19 protein-coding genes are annotated in these 18,483 nt (G+C 68.8%); 14 read left to right on the forward strand and 5 right to left on the reverse strand.

Annotated features, from left to right (window positions below):
• Positions 1-4 precede the first annotated feature (4 nt).
• From pip to mptB, 5 genes are all read right to left on the reverse strand, one after another.
• The gene (gene pip / locus K8O92_20625; GenBank protein UAK30331.1) at positions 5-988 is read right to left on the reverse strand and encodes a prolyl aminopeptidase; all 984 of its coding nucleotides are present in this window, start codon (positions 986-988) and stop codon (positions 5-7) included.
• A gap of 40 nt (positions 989-1,028) precedes the next feature.
• Positions 1,029-2,003, reverse strand: coding sequence for a heme A synthase (locus tag K8O92_20630; protein ID UAK30332.1), 975 nt, complete (start codon positions 2,001-2,003; stop codon positions 1,029-1,031).
• 66 nt (positions 2,004-2,069) lie between these two features.
• The gene (locus tag K8O92_20635) at positions 2,070-2,861 is read right to left on the reverse strand and encodes an ABC transporter permease (GenBank protein UAK30333.1); all 792 of its coding nucleotides are present in this window, start codon (positions 2,859-2,861) and stop codon (positions 2,070-2,072) included.
• The gene (locus K8O92_20640; GenBank protein UAK30334.1) at positions 2,858-3,790 is read right to left on the reverse strand and encodes an ABC transporter ATP-binding protein; all 933 of its coding nucleotides are present in this window, start codon (positions 3,788-3,790) and stop codon (positions 2,858-2,860) included. Before K8O92_20640 ends, K8O92_20635 begins: the two co-directional genes overlap by 4 nt.
• 73 nt (positions 3,791-3,863) lie before the next feature.
• The gene (mptB, locus tag K8O92_20645; protein UAK30335.1) at positions 3,864-5,546 is read right to left on the reverse strand and encodes a polyprenol phosphomannose-dependent alpha 1,6 mannosyltransferase MptB; all 1,683 of its coding nucleotides are present in this window, start codon (positions 5,544-5,546) and stop codon (positions 3,864-3,866) included.
• A 94-nt stretch (positions 5,547-5,640) separates the two neighbouring features.
• Between mptB and K8O92_20650 the strand changes: the two genes are divergently transcribed.
• From K8O92_20650 to K8O92_20715, 14 genes are all read left to right on the forward strand, one after another.
• On the forward strand, positions 5,641-6,324 hold the full coding sequence (locus K8O92_20650) for a TetR/AcrR family transcriptional regulator (GenBank protein ID UAK30336.1): 684 nt from the start codon (positions 5,641-5,643) through the stop codon (positions 6,322-6,324).
• Between the two features lie 40 nt (positions 6,325-6,364).
• Positions 6,365-7,384 carry an alcohol dehydrogenase catalytic domain-containing protein gene (locus tag K8O92_20655; GenBank protein UAK30337.1) on the forward strand — a complete coding sequence of 340 codons (1,020 nt, stop codon included), beginning with the start codon at positions 6,365-6,367 and terminating at the stop codon, positions 7,382-7,384.
• 308 nt (positions 7,385-7,692) lie between these two features.
• Positions 7,693-8,502: a transcriptional regulator gene (locus K8O92_20660; GenBank protein ID UAK30338.1), complete on the forward strand. Its 810-nt coding sequence runs from the start codon at positions 7,693-7,695 to the stop codon at positions 8,500-8,502.
• Positions 8,499-9,935 carry a Fe-S cluster assembly protein SufB gene (gene sufB, locus K8O92_20665; GenBank protein UAK30339.1) on the forward strand — a complete coding sequence of 479 codons (1,437 nt, stop codon included), beginning with the start codon at positions 8,499-8,501 and terminating at the stop codon, positions 9,933-9,935. The genes K8O92_20660 and sufB overlap by 4 nt, the downstream gene beginning before the upstream one ends.
• Positions 9,935-11,113 carry a Fe-S cluster assembly protein SufD gene (gene sufD / locus K8O92_20670; protein UAK30340.1) on the forward strand — a complete coding sequence of 393 codons (1,179 nt, stop codon included), beginning with the start codon at positions 9,935-9,937 and terminating at the stop codon, positions 11,111-11,113. Before sufB ends, sufD begins: the two co-directional genes overlap by 1 nt.
• A gap of 37 nt (positions 11,114-11,150) precedes the next feature.
• Positions 11,151-11,927 (forward strand): Fe-S cluster assembly ATPase SufC, encoded by a 777-nt coding sequence (gene sufC / locus K8O92_20675; GenBank protein ID UAK30341.1) that lies wholly within the window; start codon positions 11,151-11,153, stop codon positions 11,925-11,927.
• 1 nt (position 11,928) lies between these two features.
• Complete coding sequence (locus K8O92_20680; protein ID UAK30342.1) at positions 11,929-13,200, forward strand: cysteine desulfurase; 1,272 nt, start codon at positions 11,929-11,931, stop codon at positions 13,198-13,200.
• 22 nt (positions 13,201-13,222) lie between these two features.
• Positions 13,223-13,720, forward strand: a complete 498-nt coding sequence (locus K8O92_20685; protein ID UAK30343.1) for an SUF system NifU family Fe-S cluster assembly protein — start codon at positions 13,223-13,225, stop codon at positions 13,718-13,720.
• Between the two features lie 113 nt (positions 13,721-13,833).
• Positions 13,834-14,181 carry a metal-sulfur cluster assembly factor gene (locus tag K8O92_20690; protein ID UAK35844.1) on the forward strand — a complete coding sequence of 116 codons (348 nt, stop codon included), beginning with the start codon at positions 13,834-13,836 and terminating at the stop codon, positions 14,179-14,181.
• A gap of 383 nt (positions 14,182-14,564) precedes the next feature.
• Positions 14,565-14,993: a DUF4189 domain-containing protein gene (locus K8O92_20695; protein ID UAK30344.1), complete on the forward strand. Its 429-nt coding sequence runs from the start codon at positions 14,565-14,567 to the stop codon at positions 14,991-14,993.
• Between the two features lie 307 nt (positions 14,994-15,300).
• Positions 15,301-16,137, forward strand: coding sequence for an SDR family oxidoreductase (locus K8O92_20700; GenBank protein UAK30345.1), 837 nt, complete (start codon positions 15,301-15,303; stop codon positions 16,135-16,137).
• A gap of 85 nt (positions 16,138-16,222) precedes the next feature.
• Positions 16,223-17,272 carry a 3-oxoacyl-ACP synthase gene (locus tag K8O92_20705; GenBank protein ID UAK30346.1) on the forward strand — a complete coding sequence of 350 codons (1,050 nt, stop codon included), beginning with the start codon at positions 16,223-16,225 and terminating at the stop codon, positions 17,270-17,272.
• Between the two features lie 2 nt (positions 17,273-17,274).
• Positions 17,275-18,201 carry a hypothetical protein gene (locus tag K8O92_20710; protein UAK30347.1) on the forward strand — a complete coding sequence of 309 codons (927 nt, stop codon included), beginning with the start codon at positions 17,275-17,277 and terminating at the stop codon, positions 18,199-18,201.
• Positions 18,202-18,273: 72 nt separating this feature from the next.
• Complete coding sequence (locus K8O92_20715; protein UAK30348.1) at positions 18,274-18,438, forward strand: hypothetical protein; 165 nt, start codon at positions 18,274-18,276, stop codon at positions 18,436-18,438.
• The last annotated feature ends 45 nt before the right edge of the window (positions 18,439-18,483 follow it).

Below are 18,483 nucleotides of genomic sequence, written 5' to 3' on the forward strand. Positions count from 1 at the left end.
GCGCCTATGTGGCGAACCGGGCGATCGCGCGCAGGACGGCGGCACCCATGGCCGAGCTGCCGGTGTGCCCCGAATCATCGATGACCTGCAGTTCGGATTCGGGCCATGCTCGGGCCAGCTGCCAGGCGGTGTACAGCGGGGCGCTCAGGTCGAGCCTGCCGTGGATCAGCACGCCCGGAATGCCCGTCAGCCGGTGCACGTCGCCCAGCAATTGCCCGTCCTCCAGCCAGGCCGCGTTGGCGAAGTAATGCGTGCAGATCCGGACGAACGCCAGTCGCGCGGCGTCCGGCTTGGCGCTGTACTGGCCTGGGCTGCCCAGATTCTCGTGCGCGATCACCGCGTCCTCCCAGGCGCACCACCGCAGCGCGGCCGCCTCGCGGGTCGGGGCGTCGGGGCTTTCCATCAGTCGGCGATAGGCGTCGACGAGGTCGCCGTGACGGTCGGCGAGCGGAACGCCCGTGCGGAAGGTCTCCCACTGTTCGGGCAGCAGCCGGGCGAGGTCGCGGTAGAGCCAGTCGATTTCCTCCTGCCGGGTCATGGTGACCCCGACCAGTACGATCTCGCTGACCCGCAAGGGGTGGCGCTGCGCGTAGGCGAGGATCAGCGTCGCGCCCCAGGAGCCGCCGTAGAGCAGCCAGCGTTCGATACCGAGGTGTTCACGCAGCCGTTCCATGTCGGCGATCAGGTGCTGGGTGGTGTTGTGTGTCAGATCGACCGCGGGGTCGGAGGCGTGCGGCAGGCTTTCCCCACAGCCACGTTGATCGAACAGGACGATTCGGTATAACGCCGGGTCGAACGTCTTGCGCGATCCGCGCCCTCCGCCGCCGCCGGGACCGCCGTGCACCACCAACGCCGGTTTGCCGTCCGGGTTACCGCTGGTCTCCCAGTAGATCCGCTGGCCGTTCCCGACGTCCAGCAGTCCGCGGGAATACGGCTCTATCTCGGGAAAAGGCTGCGGTGCATCGGATTGCGGGTCAGGCCTGGACACGATCGACAACGCTACCGCCGAGTGCGGCGGTAGCGCTCGCTCAGGCGGCCTGCGTCGCGGCGTCCGCCTTCGGGACGGCCACCCGCTCCCGGGTGTGCAACGAAGCCCACAGTGCGGCGGTGGCGGCGGTGCACGCCGCGGCCCCGCCCACGTGCACCACGACCAGCGCCGCGGGGACGTCGGTGAAGTACTGCACGACTCCGACCAGCGCCTGCGAGCAGACCACGCCGAGCAGCACGAACAGGCGGGTGCGCACGGCGGGCGTGATGCCCACCGCGAACAGGCCGAAGGCGAGCCCGACCAGCAGCGCGAGATACCCGACCAGCAGTTGGGAGTGCAGATGCACCAAGGTGACGATCTCGACCTGCAAGCGCTCCACCTGTCGCTCGATGCTCTTGTCGCCCGCGTGCGGACCGGCCGCGGTCACCAGAGTTCCCGCGATCAGCACCGCGGCGAGCGCGACCCCGGCGAGCACGGTGAGCCAGCGCAGCGGCGCGGGCGCCCGCACGGTGTCGACGCCGTCGTCGGGTTCGCCGATCTTCGCGTACAGCACCACCGCGAGCCACACCATGACCATGGACGCGAGCAGGTGGGTCGCGACGGTCCACCACAGCAGTCCGGTGCGCACCGTGATGCCGCCGATGATCGCCTGCACGACCGTGCCGCCGGGCATCAGCCACGCGTACACCAGCACCTCACGGCGGCGGCGCGCCCGGGTGACCGCGAGGACGATCAGCCCGGCGAACAGCGACACCACGAAGGTCAGCAGCCGGTTGGAGAACTCGACCGCCTGATGGATGGCCGGGACCTCCGACACCGCGACCGGCGTGAAGCTACCCGGGAAGCATTGCGGCCAGGTCGGGCAGCCCAGACCGGACGCCGTGACCCGCACGACGGCGCCGGTGACCGAGATACCCGCCTGCGTCAGGATGACCGCCAGTGCGGTCAGGAGCTGCGCCCGCAACGAGGGCAGCGGCAGCTTGTCGACGAGTCGCAGGAACGCGCGATACAGCACGTCGCACATGGTAGCCCCGCCGGATCCGGGGGCAGCACCCGGTCTACTACCTTTTGTCGTTGAGCCTCAGTGGAAGCGGAACAGCCGGGTGGCCGCCACGCCCGCCACGAGGCCCCACACCGCCAGCACAGCCAGCCCCAGCCAGTCGACGCCGGTGTGCATCGCGTTCTCCAGGGCTTCGGCCAGCGCGCCCGAAGGCACCAGCCGGGCGAGCACGCTCACCACGGCGGGCAGGTCGTCGGCCGCGAACACGATGCTGGCGACGCCGAGCATGACGAACCACAGGATGTTCGCCAGCGCGAGCACCACCTCGGCCTTGAGGGTGCCGCCCAGCAGCAGGCCCATCGCCGCGAAGGTCGCGGTGCCGAGCGCGATCACCGCCGCTCCCAGCAGTAGCCCGGCGGGTTCGGGCCGCCAGCCGAGCGCGAAGCCGATCACGCCGAGCAACACCGCTTGCAGCACGACCACGATGAGCACGGCCGCGCTCTTGCCCGCGATGACGCCCCACCGCGGCAGCGCCGTCGCGCCCAGCCGCTTGAGCGCGCCGTAGCGCCGGTCGAAGCCGACCGCGATGGCCTGACCGGTGAACGCGGTGGACATGACGGCCACCATCATCACCGCGGGCACGATCTTGTCCACCCGGTGCGAGCCGAGGTCGCCGAACGGCAGCAGGCTCAGTCCCACCAGCAGGGTGATCGGGATGAACATGGTCAGCAGGAGTTGTTCGCCGTTGCGCAGCAACAGGATCAGCTCGAGCCGGGTCTGCGCGAACAGCATCGCCGCGCGGCTGCTCGGGCGCGGCCCGGGGGCGAAGGTGCCCGGCGCGAAACGGTTGGCGTTCCGGTCGTGCTCGCTCATCCGCGCAGGTCCCGTCCGGTCAGTTCCAAGAAGACGTCTTCCAGCCGGCGCTGGTCGATCCGGATGTCGGTGGCCAGCACGTTCATTCGCGCGCACCACGCGGTGACGGTCGCGAGCACCTGCGGATTGATCTCACCCTCCACCAGGTAGGTGCCCGGGGCGGTCTCCCGGGGCGCGAACCCTTCCGGCAGGGCGTTCGCCAGCAGCTCCAGGTCCAGTTTGGGCGGCGCGCAGAACCGCAGCTGCCCGGCCGCCCCGTGCGCGGTGACCTCGGCCGGCGTGCCCGAGGCGACGATGCGACCGTGGTCGATGATCACCAGCTGGTCGGCCAGCTGCTCGGCCTCGTCCATCATGTGCGTGGTCAGCACGACGGTCACCCCGTCGCGGCGCAGGGCATCGATCAGTTCCCAGACGATCAGCCGGGCCTGGGCGTCCAAGCCCGCGGTGGGTTCGTCCAGGAACACGATCTCCGGCCTGCCCACCAGCGCGCAGGCGAGGGCGAGCCGCTGCTGCTGCCCGCCGGAGAGGCGGCGGTAGGGCGTACGGCGGTTGTCTTGGAGGCCGAGGGTGCGCAGCAGCCAGTCGGGGTCGAGTGGATCCGCCGCGTAGGCGGCCACCAAGTCGAGCATTTCACCCGCTCGCGCACCGGGATAAGCGCCGCCGCCTTGGAGCATGACCCCGATGCGGGGACGCAGCCGTTCGGAATCGGAGATGGGGTCCAGGCCGAGTACGCGCACCGTGCCCGCATCCGGGGTGGCGAAGCCTTCGCACATCTCCACGGTCGTGGTCTTGCCCGCGCCGTTCGGGCCGAGCAGCGCCAGCACCTGCGCCGATTCGACCTCGAACGTCAGGCCGTCGACGGCTGTGGTGGAGCCGTACCGCTTGACGACGCCGTCCACGCTGACCGCCGGTCCGGAAGCTGTGGTCACGACTCCGCCTCGTCCGCGCTCGGCTGCGTCGCACCCGGTGGTGCTGTGTAGATGGCTCCCTCGCCACGCTCGGTCACGATGTCACACCGTAAGAGGTGGGCACCTGTGACGGAGCCGACACCCCCGTCTGCCCCCGCCACGGCAGCGAGTTGCGGGTGAGCGCGATGAACAGCACTCCGACGATCACGGTGGCGATCGCGGCGCCCACGATCTGGAACACCTCCAGGTCGGCGCCGCGCGGCATCAGGATGACGCTCACGATCGCCGAGAACGCCACCGCCGGAACGCGGAACACCGGCCGGGTCGCCCACGCCGCCATCGGCACGATCGCCCACAGCAGATACCAGGGCTGAACCACGGGGAACAGCAGCACGATCGCGCCGAGCGCCACGCCGAGCGCGCCGACCGGGTGCAGTCGCCCGGTGCCGGTGGCGACCAGCATGCGCACGGTGAAGAACCCCGCGACCACCGCGGCGATCGGCCGGGTGATGCTCAGCAGCGCGGTGGTGTGATCGCCGAGCCCGAGCAGCACACCGCCGAACCCGGTGATGATGCCGAGCACCGTCGGCAGCGACATCCAGCTGCGGACGACGCTCGCGGTGTTCAGCGTGTAGATCCACCCGAAGCCGAGACCGCTCACCGAACTGATGAAAAGCGTTGTACCGATGGCGATGGCGCCGAGCATGGCGGCCGCGACGGCGACCGTGCGCAGCGAGGCGCCCCAGCGCCGAGCCAGGGCCATGCCGACGAACCCGAGCACGATGATCGAGGTGAACTTGATCGTCGACGACAGGGTGATGATGATCGCCCCGCTGATCAGCCACGCATAGGCGCGGCCGTCGAACGGGTGGGTGTCCTCGATGGCACGCAGGCAGAACTCCAGGCCGGCCAGCATCAGGCCGAGCATCAGCGCGTCGTTGTGCACGCCGCCGACCAGATGGAACAGCACCAGCGGGTTGGCCGCGCCGAGCCACAGCGCGCTCACCGGCGCGACGCCGCAGCGCACCGAGAGCCGCGGCAGCGCCCACACGATCAGCGCGACGCCGCCGAGCGCGAGCAGACGGTGCACCCAGACCCCCGCGATGATGTTGTCGCCGGTGAGTTCGGCGATACCGCGGCCGACCCAGAGGAACAGCGGACCGTAGGGCGCGGGGGTGTCGCGCCAGATGGTCGGAACGTTGTTGGTGAGAACGTTGTCGATCCCGAGTCCCGCGACCGGGCCTTCCTCGTAGGGATCGATGCCGCGCGCGGCGATCTCGCTCTGCGCCAGATAGGAATAGACGTCGTTGCTGAACAGCGGCGGCGCCACACTGAGCGGGATGAGCCACAGCAGCAGCGTGCGGTCCAGCTGCGAGCGAGTCAGCCGGTGGATGGGGGAGCCGCCGATGCCGCCGACCGCGAACCGGCCCAGCAACAGCCAGGCCAGCACGACGACGACTGTGCCGGTCATGCACATGGCCAGCGAGCCGGTGTGGGCGCGGGCGAAGATGCCGAGCACGCGGACACCCGAGGTCGGATTCTGGTGCACCGGCTGCGCGCCGATGCCGAGCGCGCTGATCGCCATCAGCACCGTGCCGGTCGCGCCCATCAGGCGGATCCGGTCGAGCTGCGCGAGTTCCTTGCGGTCGAGACCGGGCACCTCCGACTCGTCCCGGTGCAGCACCGCGATCGTGTGATCGGCCGCGGGCACGTCGAGTCCGAGTGCCCGGCGCCCGAACGCCAGTGTCCTGCGCCGCGCGCCCTCCAGTACCGCCACGCAACGAAGCCTAGTTCCAGCGGCGGCGCCGCACCGCGCACGGACCCCGCTCGTTCCGGCCGGACCCGGCCCGCCCGCGGGGCACAATCGACGGATGGTTTCGGAGTCCAGGCGGCGGATCGAGGTCGCCGCGTGCGGGCTGCTCGCGCGGCACGGATATCACGGGTTCGGTCTGAAGGCGTTGAGCGAGGCGGCCGAACTGCCGTACGGCTCGATCTACCACCACTTCCCCGGCGGCAAGGAGGAGATCGCGGTCGCGGCGATCACCGGGACCGGAGTGCTGACCGGCCGGATGATCCGGCAGGGGCCGACCGACGTGTTCGCCACCATGGGCACGCTGTTCGAGTTCATGGTCGCCAAGCTCGCGGACTCGGACTGGACCGACGGGTGCCCGATCGGGACGCCCGCGCTGGACGGCGGCAGTGACGTCGAGGCGGTGCGCTCGGCCTGCGTGCACGCATTCGACACGATGGAGCAGGCGTTCGCGGGGCTGCTCGCCGAGCTCGGCCTCGGCGGAGCGGACGCGGCCGAGCTGGCCACCACCGTGGTCGCCGCCTACGAGGGCGCCACGATCCTGGCACGGATCCGGCAGACGGACGCGCCGCTGCGCACGGTGGCCAAGTCGATGGAGCGGCTCATCCGGTCGACCTTCGCGGCGGCGGGGATCGGAGGCGCGCCGTCCGGGCCGGGCGGATCGGCGCCGACGGCCGAGCCCGGTGCAGCGGCCGCGGCCGGAAAACCACCGGAACTACCTGCCGAGCAGGGCGGTTCCGGGTGAAGGCTTTGACTAGAAAGAACGTTCTAGCGACACTCGGACGATGAAGCGTCTGATGCTCTCCGGTCCCGGTGCGATGCGCTGGGAAGAACACCCCGAACCCGTCCTGAGCGACCCCGGCCAGGCGCTGGTACGGCCGGTCGCGCTGGCTACCTGCGACATCGACCCGGCCGTGCTGCGCGGTGCGTTCCCGCTGCCGGGGCCGTACCCGTTCGGGCACGAGGGCGTCGCGGAGGTGGTCGCGATCGGCCCGCAGGTCCGCGGCGTCGCCGTGGGCGATCTGGTCGTGGTGCCGTTCCAGATCTCGTGCGGCGCCTGCCGCCCCTGCGCGCGGGGCAGGACCGGCAACTGCGCGAGCCATCCGCCGCTGTCCACCTTCGGGCTCGGCACCTTGGGTGGGCTGGACTGGGGCGGCCTGTGGGCCGATCTGGCACTCGTGCCGCACGCCGACGCCATGCTCGTCCGGCTGCCGTCCGGCGTCGACCCGGTCGTGGTGGCCAGCGCGAGCGACAACATCCCGGACTCCTACCGTGCCGTGGGGCCGCGACTGGCCGACGATCCCGGCGCGGAAGTGCTGGTGATCGGCGGCCCGGCCGCGCCCTCGATCGGCCTCTACGCGGCCGGACTCGCGGTCGCCCTCGGATCCGCTCGCGTGGTGTATCTCGACGACTCCGCCGAGCGGTTGGAGATCGCGAAGTCGCTCGGTGCGGAGGCGATCGAAGGGCTGCAGGACGCGCGGGTCGGCCGGTTCCCCGTCACCGTGGAGGCGGCGGGCGGGGCGAAGGCGCTGCGCGCGGCGATCGGCGCGACCGCATACGACGGCTGGTGCACGAGCGTCAGCGTCCAGTTGCGGGACGTCGCCCTGCCGATCTTCGACATGTACTCCCGGTGCTGCACCTTTCACACCGGCCGCGCGCACGTCCGTCCGGTCATCCCCGAGATCCTCGATCTCGTCGCGGCCGGTCGTTTCGATCCGTCGCTGGTCACCACGGCCACAGTCGCCTGGGACGAGGCGGTGGACGCGCTGCTGGAGACGCCGATGAAGCTCGTCGCCGTGCGATGAGCAGGGCTGTGACGAACGGCACTTCGCGGAATCGCCGCGGCAGGTGGGAGTCCCGGCGATCGCGCCGGATGCGAGGCGCCGCACGCTCCGTGTCTCGCTCACGTGCGCCGACCGGTGCTGGCCCCCGTTCCTTCTGCGCAGGTCAGCCGGAAAAGTTCCGCTCCGATTACCGGCATGCGAGGGTGGACACCTGTCCGAAGAGTGGAACCGGTCGGCTCCGGCACGCCGGATCGCCCGCCGGCCGAACAGCCCGCTGACTCAGGGCACCCTTATTAGATTTTAGGAACGAATTCCGCCACACTGATGTTGTGAAAACCGTGGGTTTGCGGAGGGACGACGCAGGAGCTGGTCGCAAGGTCGGCGCCGGGTCGGTTGCTGCGCCCGCGACGGTCGGCGGTGAAGGGCATACCCGAGCGGCCATCGTGCAGTTGCTGCTGGAAGAAGGGCCGATCACCGCTACCGCCATCGGGAACAAGCTGGGCTTGGCCCCGGCGGGCGTGCGCAGGCATTTGGACGCCCTGATCGACTCCGGTCAGGCGCGCGCGGGCCGATCGGCGCCCTGGCAGCAGAAAGGCCGCGGCCGCCCGGCGAAGCAGTACCAGCTCACCGCTGCCGGGCGAGGCCAGCTCGGCCACGCGTACGACGATCTGGCCGGAGCCGCCATGCGGCAGCTGGGGGAGATCGGCGGCGAACAGGCCCTCACCGAGTTCGCTCGCAAACGGGCACGCACTATCGTGGCCGGGATCGAACCGGTCGCTCAGCACACCCCGGATCAGACCGAGGCCAAAGCCGAGGAGATCGCCGAGGCGTTCACCGACGCCGGATTCGCCGCCACCACCCGCAAGGTGGGCGCGGGCGTGCAGATCTGCCAGCATCACTGCCCGGTGGCGCACGTCGCCGAAGAGTTCCCGCAACTGTGCGCGGCCGAACTCGAGGCGTTCCGGGAACTGCTCGGCACGCACGTGCAGCGGCTGGCCACGATCGCCAACGGCGACTGCGCGTGCACCACGCACGTGCCGCTGCTCGTCCTGTCGGCCGACCGGACCGAAACGTCAGCACCAACCGCTGCACAGCCCGCAGCGGTACGAACGAACGACTCCGGAAGGAGTGCCGAATGACGACGACCACCGACCAGGTGCAACCGCTCACCCAGGAAGAGGCCATTGCTTCGCTGGGCAAATACGGTTACGGCTGGGCCGATTCGGATGTGGCCGGCGCCAGTGCGCAACGAGGTCTGTCCGAGGCGGTTGTCCGCGACATCTCGGCGAAGAAGAGCGAGCCGGAATGGATGCTCGAACAGCGGCTCAAGGCCCTGCGCATCTTCGACCGCAAGCCGATGCCGCTGTGGGGCTCCAATCTCGACGGCATCGACTTCGACAACATCAAGTACTTCGTGCGCTCGACCGAGAAGCAGGCCGCGTCCTGGGACGAGCTGCCCGAGGACATCAAGAACACCTACGACAAGCTGGGCATCCCCGAGGCGGAGAAGCAGCGGCTGGTCTCCGGTGTCGCCGCGCAGTACGAGTCCGAGGTCGTCTACCACCAGATCCGTGAGGATCTGGAGCAGCAGGGTGTCATCTTCCTCGACACCGATACGGCGTTGAAGGAGCACCCGGAGATCTTCCGGCAGTACTTCGGCACGGTCATCCCCGCTGGTGACAACAAGTTCTCCGCGCTGAACACCTCCGTGTGGTCGGGTGGCTCGTTCATCTACGTGCCGCCGGGCGTGCACGTCGACATCCCGCTGCAGGCGTACTTCCGGATCAACACCGAGAACATGGGCCAGTTCGAGCGCACGCTGATCATCGTGGACGAGGGCGCGTACGTGCACTACGTCGAGGGCTGCACCGCGCCGATCTACAAGTCGGACTCGCTGCACTCCGCGGTGGTGGAGATCATCGTGAAGAAGGGCGGCCGCTGCCGCTACACCACCATCCAGAACTGGTCGAACAACGTCTACAACCTGGTCACCAAGCGGGCCAAGGCCGAGGCGGGCGCGACCATGGAGTGGATCGACGGCAACATCGGTTCCAAGGTCACCATGAAGTACCCGGCGGTCTGGATGACCGGCGAGTACGCCAAGGGCGAGGTGCTCTCGGTGGCCTTCGCCGGCGAGGGCCAGCACCAGGACACCGGTGCGAAGATGCTGCACCTGGCGCCGCACACGTCCTCGACCATCGTGTCGAAGTCGGTGGCGCGCGGCGGCGGCCGGGCCTCCTACCGCGGCCTGGTGCAGGTGAACAAGGGCGCGCACGGCTCGAAGTCGACGGTGAAGTGCGACGCGCTGCTGGTCGACACGATCAGCCGCTCCGACACCTACCCCTACGTCGACATCCGCGAGGACGACGTGACCATGGGTCACGAGGCGACCGTCTCGAAGGTCTCCGAGGACCAGCTGTTCTACCTGATGAGCCGCGGCCTCACCGAGGACGAGGCGATGGCGATGGTGGTGCGCGGCTTCGTCGAGCCGATCGCCAAGGAACTGCCGATGGAATACGCGCTCGAGCTGAACCGCCTGATCGAACTGCAGATGGAAGGAGCCGTCGGCTGATGGCAGTGGAGAACGTTGCCGAAGCGGCCGAGGCCCGTACCCCCGCGGTCAACAAGGGTGAGGTGTTCACCTCCTTCGACGTCGACGCCTTCGAGGTGCCGTCGGGGAAGGACGAGGCGTGGCGGTTCACACCGCTGCGCCGCCTGCGCGGCCTGCACGACGGCACCGCGGTCCGGGACGGCCACGCGGTCGTCGAGGTCGCCGCGGCCGAGGGCGTGACGGTCGAGACCGTCGACCGTGCCGACAGCAGGCTCGGCGCGGGCGGCGTGCCGTCCGATCGCGTCGCGGCGCAGGCCTACTCCGGCTTCGAGCAGGCCACCGTCGTGTCGGTCGGCCAGGAGGTCGAGGTCTCCGAGCCGGTCACCATCACCATCACCGGGCCCGGCGAAGGCAAGACCGCCTACGGCCACCTCCAGATCCGGCTGGACCGCTTCGCCAAGGTGACCGTGGTCATCGACCAGCGCGGCAGCGGAACCTACGCGGAGAACGTGGAATTCGTGCTCGGCGATTCGTCCAAGCTGACCGTCGTCGCCGTGCAGGACTGGGCCGATGACGCCGTCCACGCCACCGCCCACCACGCCAAGCTCGGTCGCGACGCCACGCTGCGGCACATCTCGGTCACCCTCGGCGGCGACCTGGTGCGCCTGACCGGCAACGTCCGCTACGAAGGCCCCGGCGGCGACGCCGAACTGCTCGGCCTCTACTTCGCCGACGCGGGCCAGCATTTCGAGCAGCGCCTGCTGGTCGATCACGCCGTCCCGAACTGCAAGTCGAACGTGTTGTACAAGGGTGCGCTGCAAGGGGATCCGCACTCGCCGAAGGGCGACGCCCGCACCGTGTGGGTCGGCGACGTGCTCATCCGCGCCGCCGCCGAGGGCACCGACACCTTCGAGGTCAACCGCAACCTGGTACTCACCGACGGCGCCCGCGCGGACTCGGTGCCGAACCTGGAGATCGAGACCGGCGAGATCGTCGGCGCCGGACACGCGTCCGCGACCGGCAGGTTCGACGACGAGCAGCTGTTCTATCTGCGCGCCCGCGGCATCCCGGAGGACGCCGCCCGCCGCCTGGTGGTGCGCGGGTTCTTCCACGAGATCATCCAGAAGATCGCGGTGCCCGAGTTCCGGGAGCGGCTGGAGGCGGCCATCGAGGCCGAACTCGCCGCCATCGGCGCCTGATCAACGACCCCATACCTGGCAAAGGAATTCGAATTCGATGACCACCCTGGAAATCAAGGACCTGCACGTCGAGGTCGCCAACCCCGACGAGTCCGGCGAGCCCATCAAGATCCTCAAGGGCGTGAACCTCACGGTGAGATCCGGTGAGACGCACGCCATCATGGGCCCCAACGGCTCCGGCAAGTCCACGCTGTCCTACGCGATCGCGGGCCATCCGAAGTACACGGTGACCTCCGGCTCGATCACCCTCGACGGCGAGGACGTGCTGGCGATGTCGGTGGACGAGCGCGCGCGTGCCGGCCTGTTCCTCGCCATGCAGTACCCGGTCGAGGTTCCCGGCGTCTCGATGTCGAACTTCCTGCGCACCGCCGCCACCGCCGTGCGCGGCGAGGCCCCGAAGCTGCGGCACTGGGTCAAGGAGGTGAAGGAGTCGATGAGCGAACTGGAGATCGACGCCGCCTTCGCCGAGCGCAGCGTGAACGAGGGATTCTCCGGCGGTGAGAAGAAGCGCCACGAGATCCTCCAGCTGGGCCTGCTCAAGCCGAAGATCGCCATCCTGGACGAGACCGACTCCGGCCTGGACGTCGACGCGCTGCGGATCGTCTCCGAGGGCGTCAACCGCTACAAGGAGCGCGAGAACGGTGGCGTTCTGCTGATCACGCACTACACCCGCATCCTGCGGTACATCCAGCCGGAGTTCGTGCACGTCTTCGTCGGCGGCCGCATCGTCGCCGAGGGCGGCGCCGAACTCGCGGAGGAACTCGACGCCAACGGCTACGTCCGCTTCACCGCTAACGCCACTGCTGGAGCCTGACATGACCGCTACGGTCCGCACCCTCGACGTCGCCCGTATCCGGGCCGACTTCCCGATCCTGAACCGCACGGTCCGGGACGGGAAACCGTTGGTGTATCTGGACTCCGGCGCGACCGCGCAGCGGCCGATCACGGTGCTCGAGGCCGAACGTGACTTCTTGATCACCAGCAACTCGGCGGTGCACCGCGGTGCGCACCAGCTGGCCGAGGAGGCGACCGACGCCTACGAGGGCGCGCGGGCCGACATCGCGCGGTTCGTCGGCGTCGACGCGGGCGAGATCGTGTTCACCAAGAACGCCACCGAGTCACTGAACCTGGTGACCTACGCGTTCGCCGACGACAGGTTCCCCTACCACGTGGGTCCGGGCGACGAGATCGTCATCACCGAGCTGGAACACCACGCCAACCTGGTGCCTTGGCAGGAACTGGCCCGCCGCACCGGCGCCGTCCTGAAGTGGTACGGCGTGACCGAGGACGGCCGGATCGACCTGGACTCGCTGGAACTGTCGCCCGCCACCAAGGTGGTCGCGTTCTCCCATCAGTCCAATGTCACCGGCGCCGTCGCCCCGGTCGCCGAATTGGTGCGCCGGGCGAAGGCGGTGGGCGCGCTGGTGGTGCTCGACGCCTGCCAGTCGGTGCCGCACATGCCGGTGGACTTCCGTGACCTCGGCGTGGATTTCGCCGCGTTCTCCGGCCACAAGATGCTCGGTCCCTCCGGCGTCGGCGTGCTCTACGGCCGCCGAGCGCTGCTGGAGGAGATCCCGCCGTTCATCACGGGCGGGTCCATGATCGAGACGGTCTTCATGGACCACAGCACCTACGCGCCGCCGCCGCAGCGGTTCGAGGCCGGTGTGCCGATGACCTCGCAGGTGGTCGGATTGGGCGCGGCCGTGCGGTATCTCGAAGAAATCGGCATGGACGCGGTCGCGGCGCACGAGCACGCGCTGGTCGGCGCGACGCTGGAAGGGCTGGCCGGGATCGATGGCGTGCGCGTCATCGGCCCCACCGAGAACCTCGACCGCGGCGGCGCTGTGTCGTTCGTGGTCGACGGCATCCACGCCCACGACGTCGGTCAGATCCTGGACGACGAGGGCGTGGCCATCCGGGTGGGCCACCACTGCGCGTGGCCGCTGCACCGCCGTTTCGGCGTCGCCGCCACCGCTCGCGCCTCGTTCGCGGTCTACAACACCCTCGCCGAGGTCGACGCGCTGGTCGCCGCGGTGCGGAAGGCTCAAGCGTTCTTCGGTGTGAGCGCAGCGAACGCCGACGATTAGACACAGTGGGGTTGCACAAGACATGCGCATGGAGCAGATGTACCAGGAAGTGATCCTGGACCATTACAAGCACCCGCATCACCGCGGGCTGCGCGAGCCGTTCGGGGCCGAGGTGCACCACGTGAACCCGACCTGCGGCGACGAGGTGACCCTGCGCGTGCAGCTGGACGCGAACGGCGACATCGCCGACGTCTCCTACGACGGTCAGGGCTGCTCGATCAGCCAGGCCGCGACCTCGATCCTCACCGATCAGGTCATCGGGCTGCCGGTGCAGCAGGCGCTGAAGGTGGTCGACTCCTACAGTGAGATGATCTCCAGCCGGGGCACCATCGAGGGCGACGAGGACGTGATCGGCGACGGCATCGCCCTCGCGGGCGTGTCGAAGTACCCCGCGCGGGTGAAGTGCGCGCTGCTCGGGTGGATGGCGTTCAAGGACGCCGTCCTGCGAATCAGCCCTGATCAGCCCACCGGGGCCGCCGAAGGAACTGCACACTCCGAGGGAAACGGGAAAGCGTCATGAGTGACACACCGGCCGTCGACACGACCGAGCAGACGGAGCAGGCCGCGCCTGCCGCCGAGCTGTCGGAGGTGTCGCAGACGTCCGAGTCGGCTGAATCGTCCGAGTCGGCTGAGTTGGCTGAGTTGGCTGGATTGTCTTCGGAGGACATCAAACTGCTCGAGGACATCGAAGAGGCGATGCGCGACGTCGTCGACCCGGAACTGGGCATCAACGTCGTCGACCTCGGCCTGGTCTACGGGCTGCGCGTCGAGGAGGACAACATCGCGATCCTCGACATGACCCTGACCTCCGCGGCCTGCCCGCTGACCGACGTCATCGAAGACCAGTCCCGCAACGCGCTGGTGCGCAGCGGCCTGGTGGAGGATCTGAAGATCAACTGGGTCTGGATGCCGCCGTGGGGTCCGGACAAGATCACCGAGGACGGCCGCGAGCAGTTGCGCGCCCTCGGGTTCACGGTGTAACCGGCTGGGGTACCGCCGCCGACCCGACTGACCGCCTGCATGGCGACCGCTCGTCCCCCGTACGACAACGCCGGGTGACCAGTGCAGTGCGGTGGGATTCCCGAGCTTCGTCCGGGGCCGGGGATACAGGCCGCGAGGTCGGCGTCTTGCGAAGTCACCGAAGTCACGGGTGAGGCCCGCGCTGGTGTCTGGTTTGGCGCTGCTCGCTTGCCTGCGGCCCGCAGGTCATCGCCGAGGAAACCACGGGTCCCCACCGGACCGGGAGTACTGGCGCGACCCGCCTACTCGCTGCCGCACCGGCTGGGAAGGCACTCGTTGGACAACACGGCTGCGCTGCACGATGATCCGAGTCCTGAACTCGTTCGCCAGACGTGGAGGATGACATGGCGGTGCCGCGCAAGGCTGTTCTCGGTCTGGCGGTGGTGTCCGCCGCCACCTGCGCCGTGGTCGGCAATTCCGCGAGTGAAGCGCGTGCGGCCGGGGTCTACTATGGCGCGCTTGCGCTTTCGTCCAGTACCGGCGCCGTCGCGTCGGCGGTCAATTTCGCAAGCGCCGCCGCAGCCGAGACCGCGGCCCGTGCCGAGTGCGGCGTCACCGACTGCCGGGCCGTCGTGCAGTTCTGGAACGCCTGCGGGTCGGTGGCCCGCGGCGCGGACGGCAAGCACGGATGGGCGTGGGCGCCCACGCGCGCCGAAGCCGAGCAGAAGGCCATCGGCACCCTCGGTCTCAGCGCTCCCGCCTTCCCGGATCTCGGCAGCGCCATACCGCGCGCCGCGACCATCCGCCTGACCGCCTGCACGGCGACCGCCTGATCGAGGCGCGGTCACAGCTGGCCGCCGACCGTGCCGCGCCGGACAGCGCGGCGCCGCAATGATTTCCGAGCCGCGCATCCTCGGCAAATAGACACTCGTACAGTAGGCGCGGGAATTTCGCGCACCATGGTCGAAACCGTCGTCGCTGTCAGGGGCGATTCACCTCAATCGATGCTCGAGCCCTGACTCGGGATCGCCGCGGTTCATGCTGACTGGACCGCGATTCATGCCTGATCGATGAAAATATCGGTGCGGGTGGCTCGTGTCAGCAATCTTCGAGGAAACTTCTGTGGCAGGGTGTTCCGCTGTGCAGACAATCCTGATCACGGGGGCGACATCGGGTATCGGTCTCGAATCGGCCCAGCAGCTGGCAGCTGAGGGGAATCGGCTCGTCTTGGTCGGGCGGAATCCGCAGAAGCTTTCCGCCGCGGCGGAGCTGGTGCGGTCCGCGGGGGCGGCGGGCGTCGAGACGCTGGAGTGCGATTTCGCCTCCCAGTCGTCTGTCCGGCAGCTGGCCAAGGAGGTTCTGGCCGCATACGACCACTTGGATGTGCTGGCCAACAACGCGGGCGCCTACCACAACACTCGGATCGAAACCGAGGACGGCGTCGAGGCCACGTTCGCGGTCAACTTCCTCGGTGGTTTCTTGCTCACCGAACTGCTCACCGAGCTGATGGTGAGCAGCGCCCCGTCACGCATCGTGTTCACCTCCTCGGTCATGCAGTTCGGCGCCACCATGGATTTCACGGATCTGGGCTTCCGGCACGGATACTCGGGGGAGAAGGCGTACAGCCGCTCCAAACTGGCGAACGTCCTCTACACACGGGCACTGGCGCGGCGTCTCGAAGGGACCGGAGTGACGGTCAACGCCTTTCACCCCGGTGCGGTGGCGACCGGGATCTGGGATTCGATGCCGTGGTTCGGCCAACCGTTGGTCGCGCTCGCCAAGCGACTGTTCATGGTGTCCGCCGCGGAGGGCGGACGAGCCCTCACGTACCTGGCCACCGATCCCGAAGTCGCCGCGGTCAGCGGCTGCTACTTCCAGAAGAACCGCGTCAAGGCTCCGTCGCGTCTGGCCCAGGACGACGCGGTCGCTCAGCAGCTGTGCGATATCAGCGCGGCCTTGGTCGGACTGACCGAGTAGACGTGGCGGACCAGCGACTCCCGACAACGTTGTCGCCAGAGCATCACCGGACCTTTGTCGCCGACTGAAGCAGAAAGCAGGGGTTATGCTTCGTACTCGTTTCGAGTCGATCGGCTCGTACACACCTACGACCGTCCGCTCTACCGAGGATCTGATCGCCGAGCTGGCTGTGCCGAGGTCGTTGGATCTGGAGCGCATCACCGGCATCAGGAATCGGCGTGTCTACAACTCCGATCCGGACGGGTACGAATCGTCCTTCGAGCTGGCGTTGCACGCGATCGAGGACTGTCTGCTGTACTCCGACTACCGGGCCGACGAGCTGGACGTCGTCATCTCGGCCTCCATCACTCGCACCCGTGGCGCGGGAATCTTCTGCTACGCACCGTCTTTCGCATCGATGCTGGGCCGGGCGATCGGCGCGGACGCGGCACGGCACTTCGACGTCTCCAACGCCTGCGCCGGAATGCTCACCGGAGTGATGGTGCTCGACCGCATGATCAAGGCCGGGGTGGTGCGCAATGGCCTGGTGGTCAGCGGGGAGCAGATCACCCCGATCGCCGAGACGGCGGTGCGCGAGATCAGCCAGCCCTACGACCCGCAATTCGCGGCGTTGACCGTCGGGGACGCGGCGGTCGCGGTCGTGCTCGACGGGCGCGGTGACGACAACGACGAAATCCACTACGTCGAACTCATGACCACAGCCGACGGCGCCGAGCACTGCCTCGGCATGCCCAGTGACCGCACCGGCGGGATCGCGATGTACACCGACAACCGCGCCATGCAGAACGAGGCCCGGTACCAGCAGGCGATCAACCGCATAGCCGACTTCTTCGCCGAAACCGGTCGCAGGTGGGAGAGCGAGAAGTACGACTACTGGATCCACCACCAGTTCAGCGCCCCTGCCATCGAATACATCTCGGACCTGACCGAACGGCATTTCGGCACGCCGATGCCGCAGGCTCTCAATGTGTTGCAGGATTACGGCAATACGGCCTCGACCTCGCATTTCCTGGTCTTGCACGAATATCTCGCGCAACGCAGGATCCCCAAAGGGTCGAAAATCCTCATGATCCCGGCGGCGTCGGGAATCGTCTCCGGGTATCTGGCCGCGACCATCTCGCGTCTGGAGGCATGAGCATGGCGACGACGATCGTCTCGGCCGCGACGAACCGCGACCTCGACACCGGCAGCTACTTCGAATTGGCCGCCCGCGCGGCACTCGCCTGCGTGGAGCGCTCGGATGTCGGCCTCGACGAGATCGGCATGCTGGTCAACGCGGGTGTCTTCCGGGACAGCAACATCTCCGAGCCCGCGGTGTCGGCGCTCATCCAGAAGCGGATCGGCCTGGGACTGGCCTACGAGACGGGGCGTGTCCCCGCTTTCTCCTTCGACCTCATGCATGGCGCTACCGGTCTGCTGCATGCCATCGTGACCGCCGAAGCGTTCCTCGCCACCGGGACCGTGAGGTATGCGTTGCTCGTCGCGGGCGATACCCACCCCTCGACCCGGCGTGAGGTCGCCGGTTTCCCCTACAGCGCTGGTGGCGCCGCGCTGCTGCTCGGGAGTTCGGATGCCGCGGGCGGATTCGGCCGGCTGCACACCTGCGAGACCACCGGTCCCGTCGACCCGATCGCCTGGGTGGCCTTGGGCGATGCCGGCGCCGACGGCCGTAGCGCCATATGTGTTCGTGCCGGTGCGGATGACCCGGTGGATCTGGCGACCGCGACCGCGCGCTCCTGCCTGGACGAGGAAGGACTCGACGGCGGCGACTTCGCCGAGGGGCAGGCGGTGCTGCTGGCTCCGATCCCGGATGCCCGCTTCCGGGCCGGCTTGGCGGATGCCCTGGCCATACCGCCGCAGTCGGTCGTCGGCTTCGACCCCTCGCTCGAAGCTCCCTACACCGCGGCCCCGGTGCACGCCTACCTGAACGCACTGGACACGGGCCTGCTCGACACCGCGCGCACCGTCATCTTCCTGGCAGCGGACGGAGCATCGGCCGCCTGTCTCGCCTACCGGCCCCGGCTGGCGTCGCCCGCGCGACAGAAAGCGCCCGCGTTCGGGTGAAGTATGTGATTCGTGCCCGGATTGAGATGGCCTGGCTCGGGTAGGCCGAATCGACGACGAAAGGGGCACGCGATGGCACGGGAGAACGACACCGACAAGCACGACACCGACGAGAACGACGCCGGCGAGCCGAAGGGTGGCAGGCCGGGACCGAAGGATCAGGGCCGCGAAGGCGGGATGGCGACCAGGGAGATCGCCCCGGAGCTGACCGATCCGGACGAGCCGCGCGAGGAGTGAACGCCTTCGTGCCGCAATCCCGAATCGGTCGCGCTTGCGCGAGAA

The organism is Nocardia asteroides, from assembly GCA_019930625.1.
Taxonomy (GTDB): Bacteria; Actinomycetota; Actinomycetes; order Mycobacteriales; family Mycobacteriaceae; genus Nocardia; species Nocardia sputi.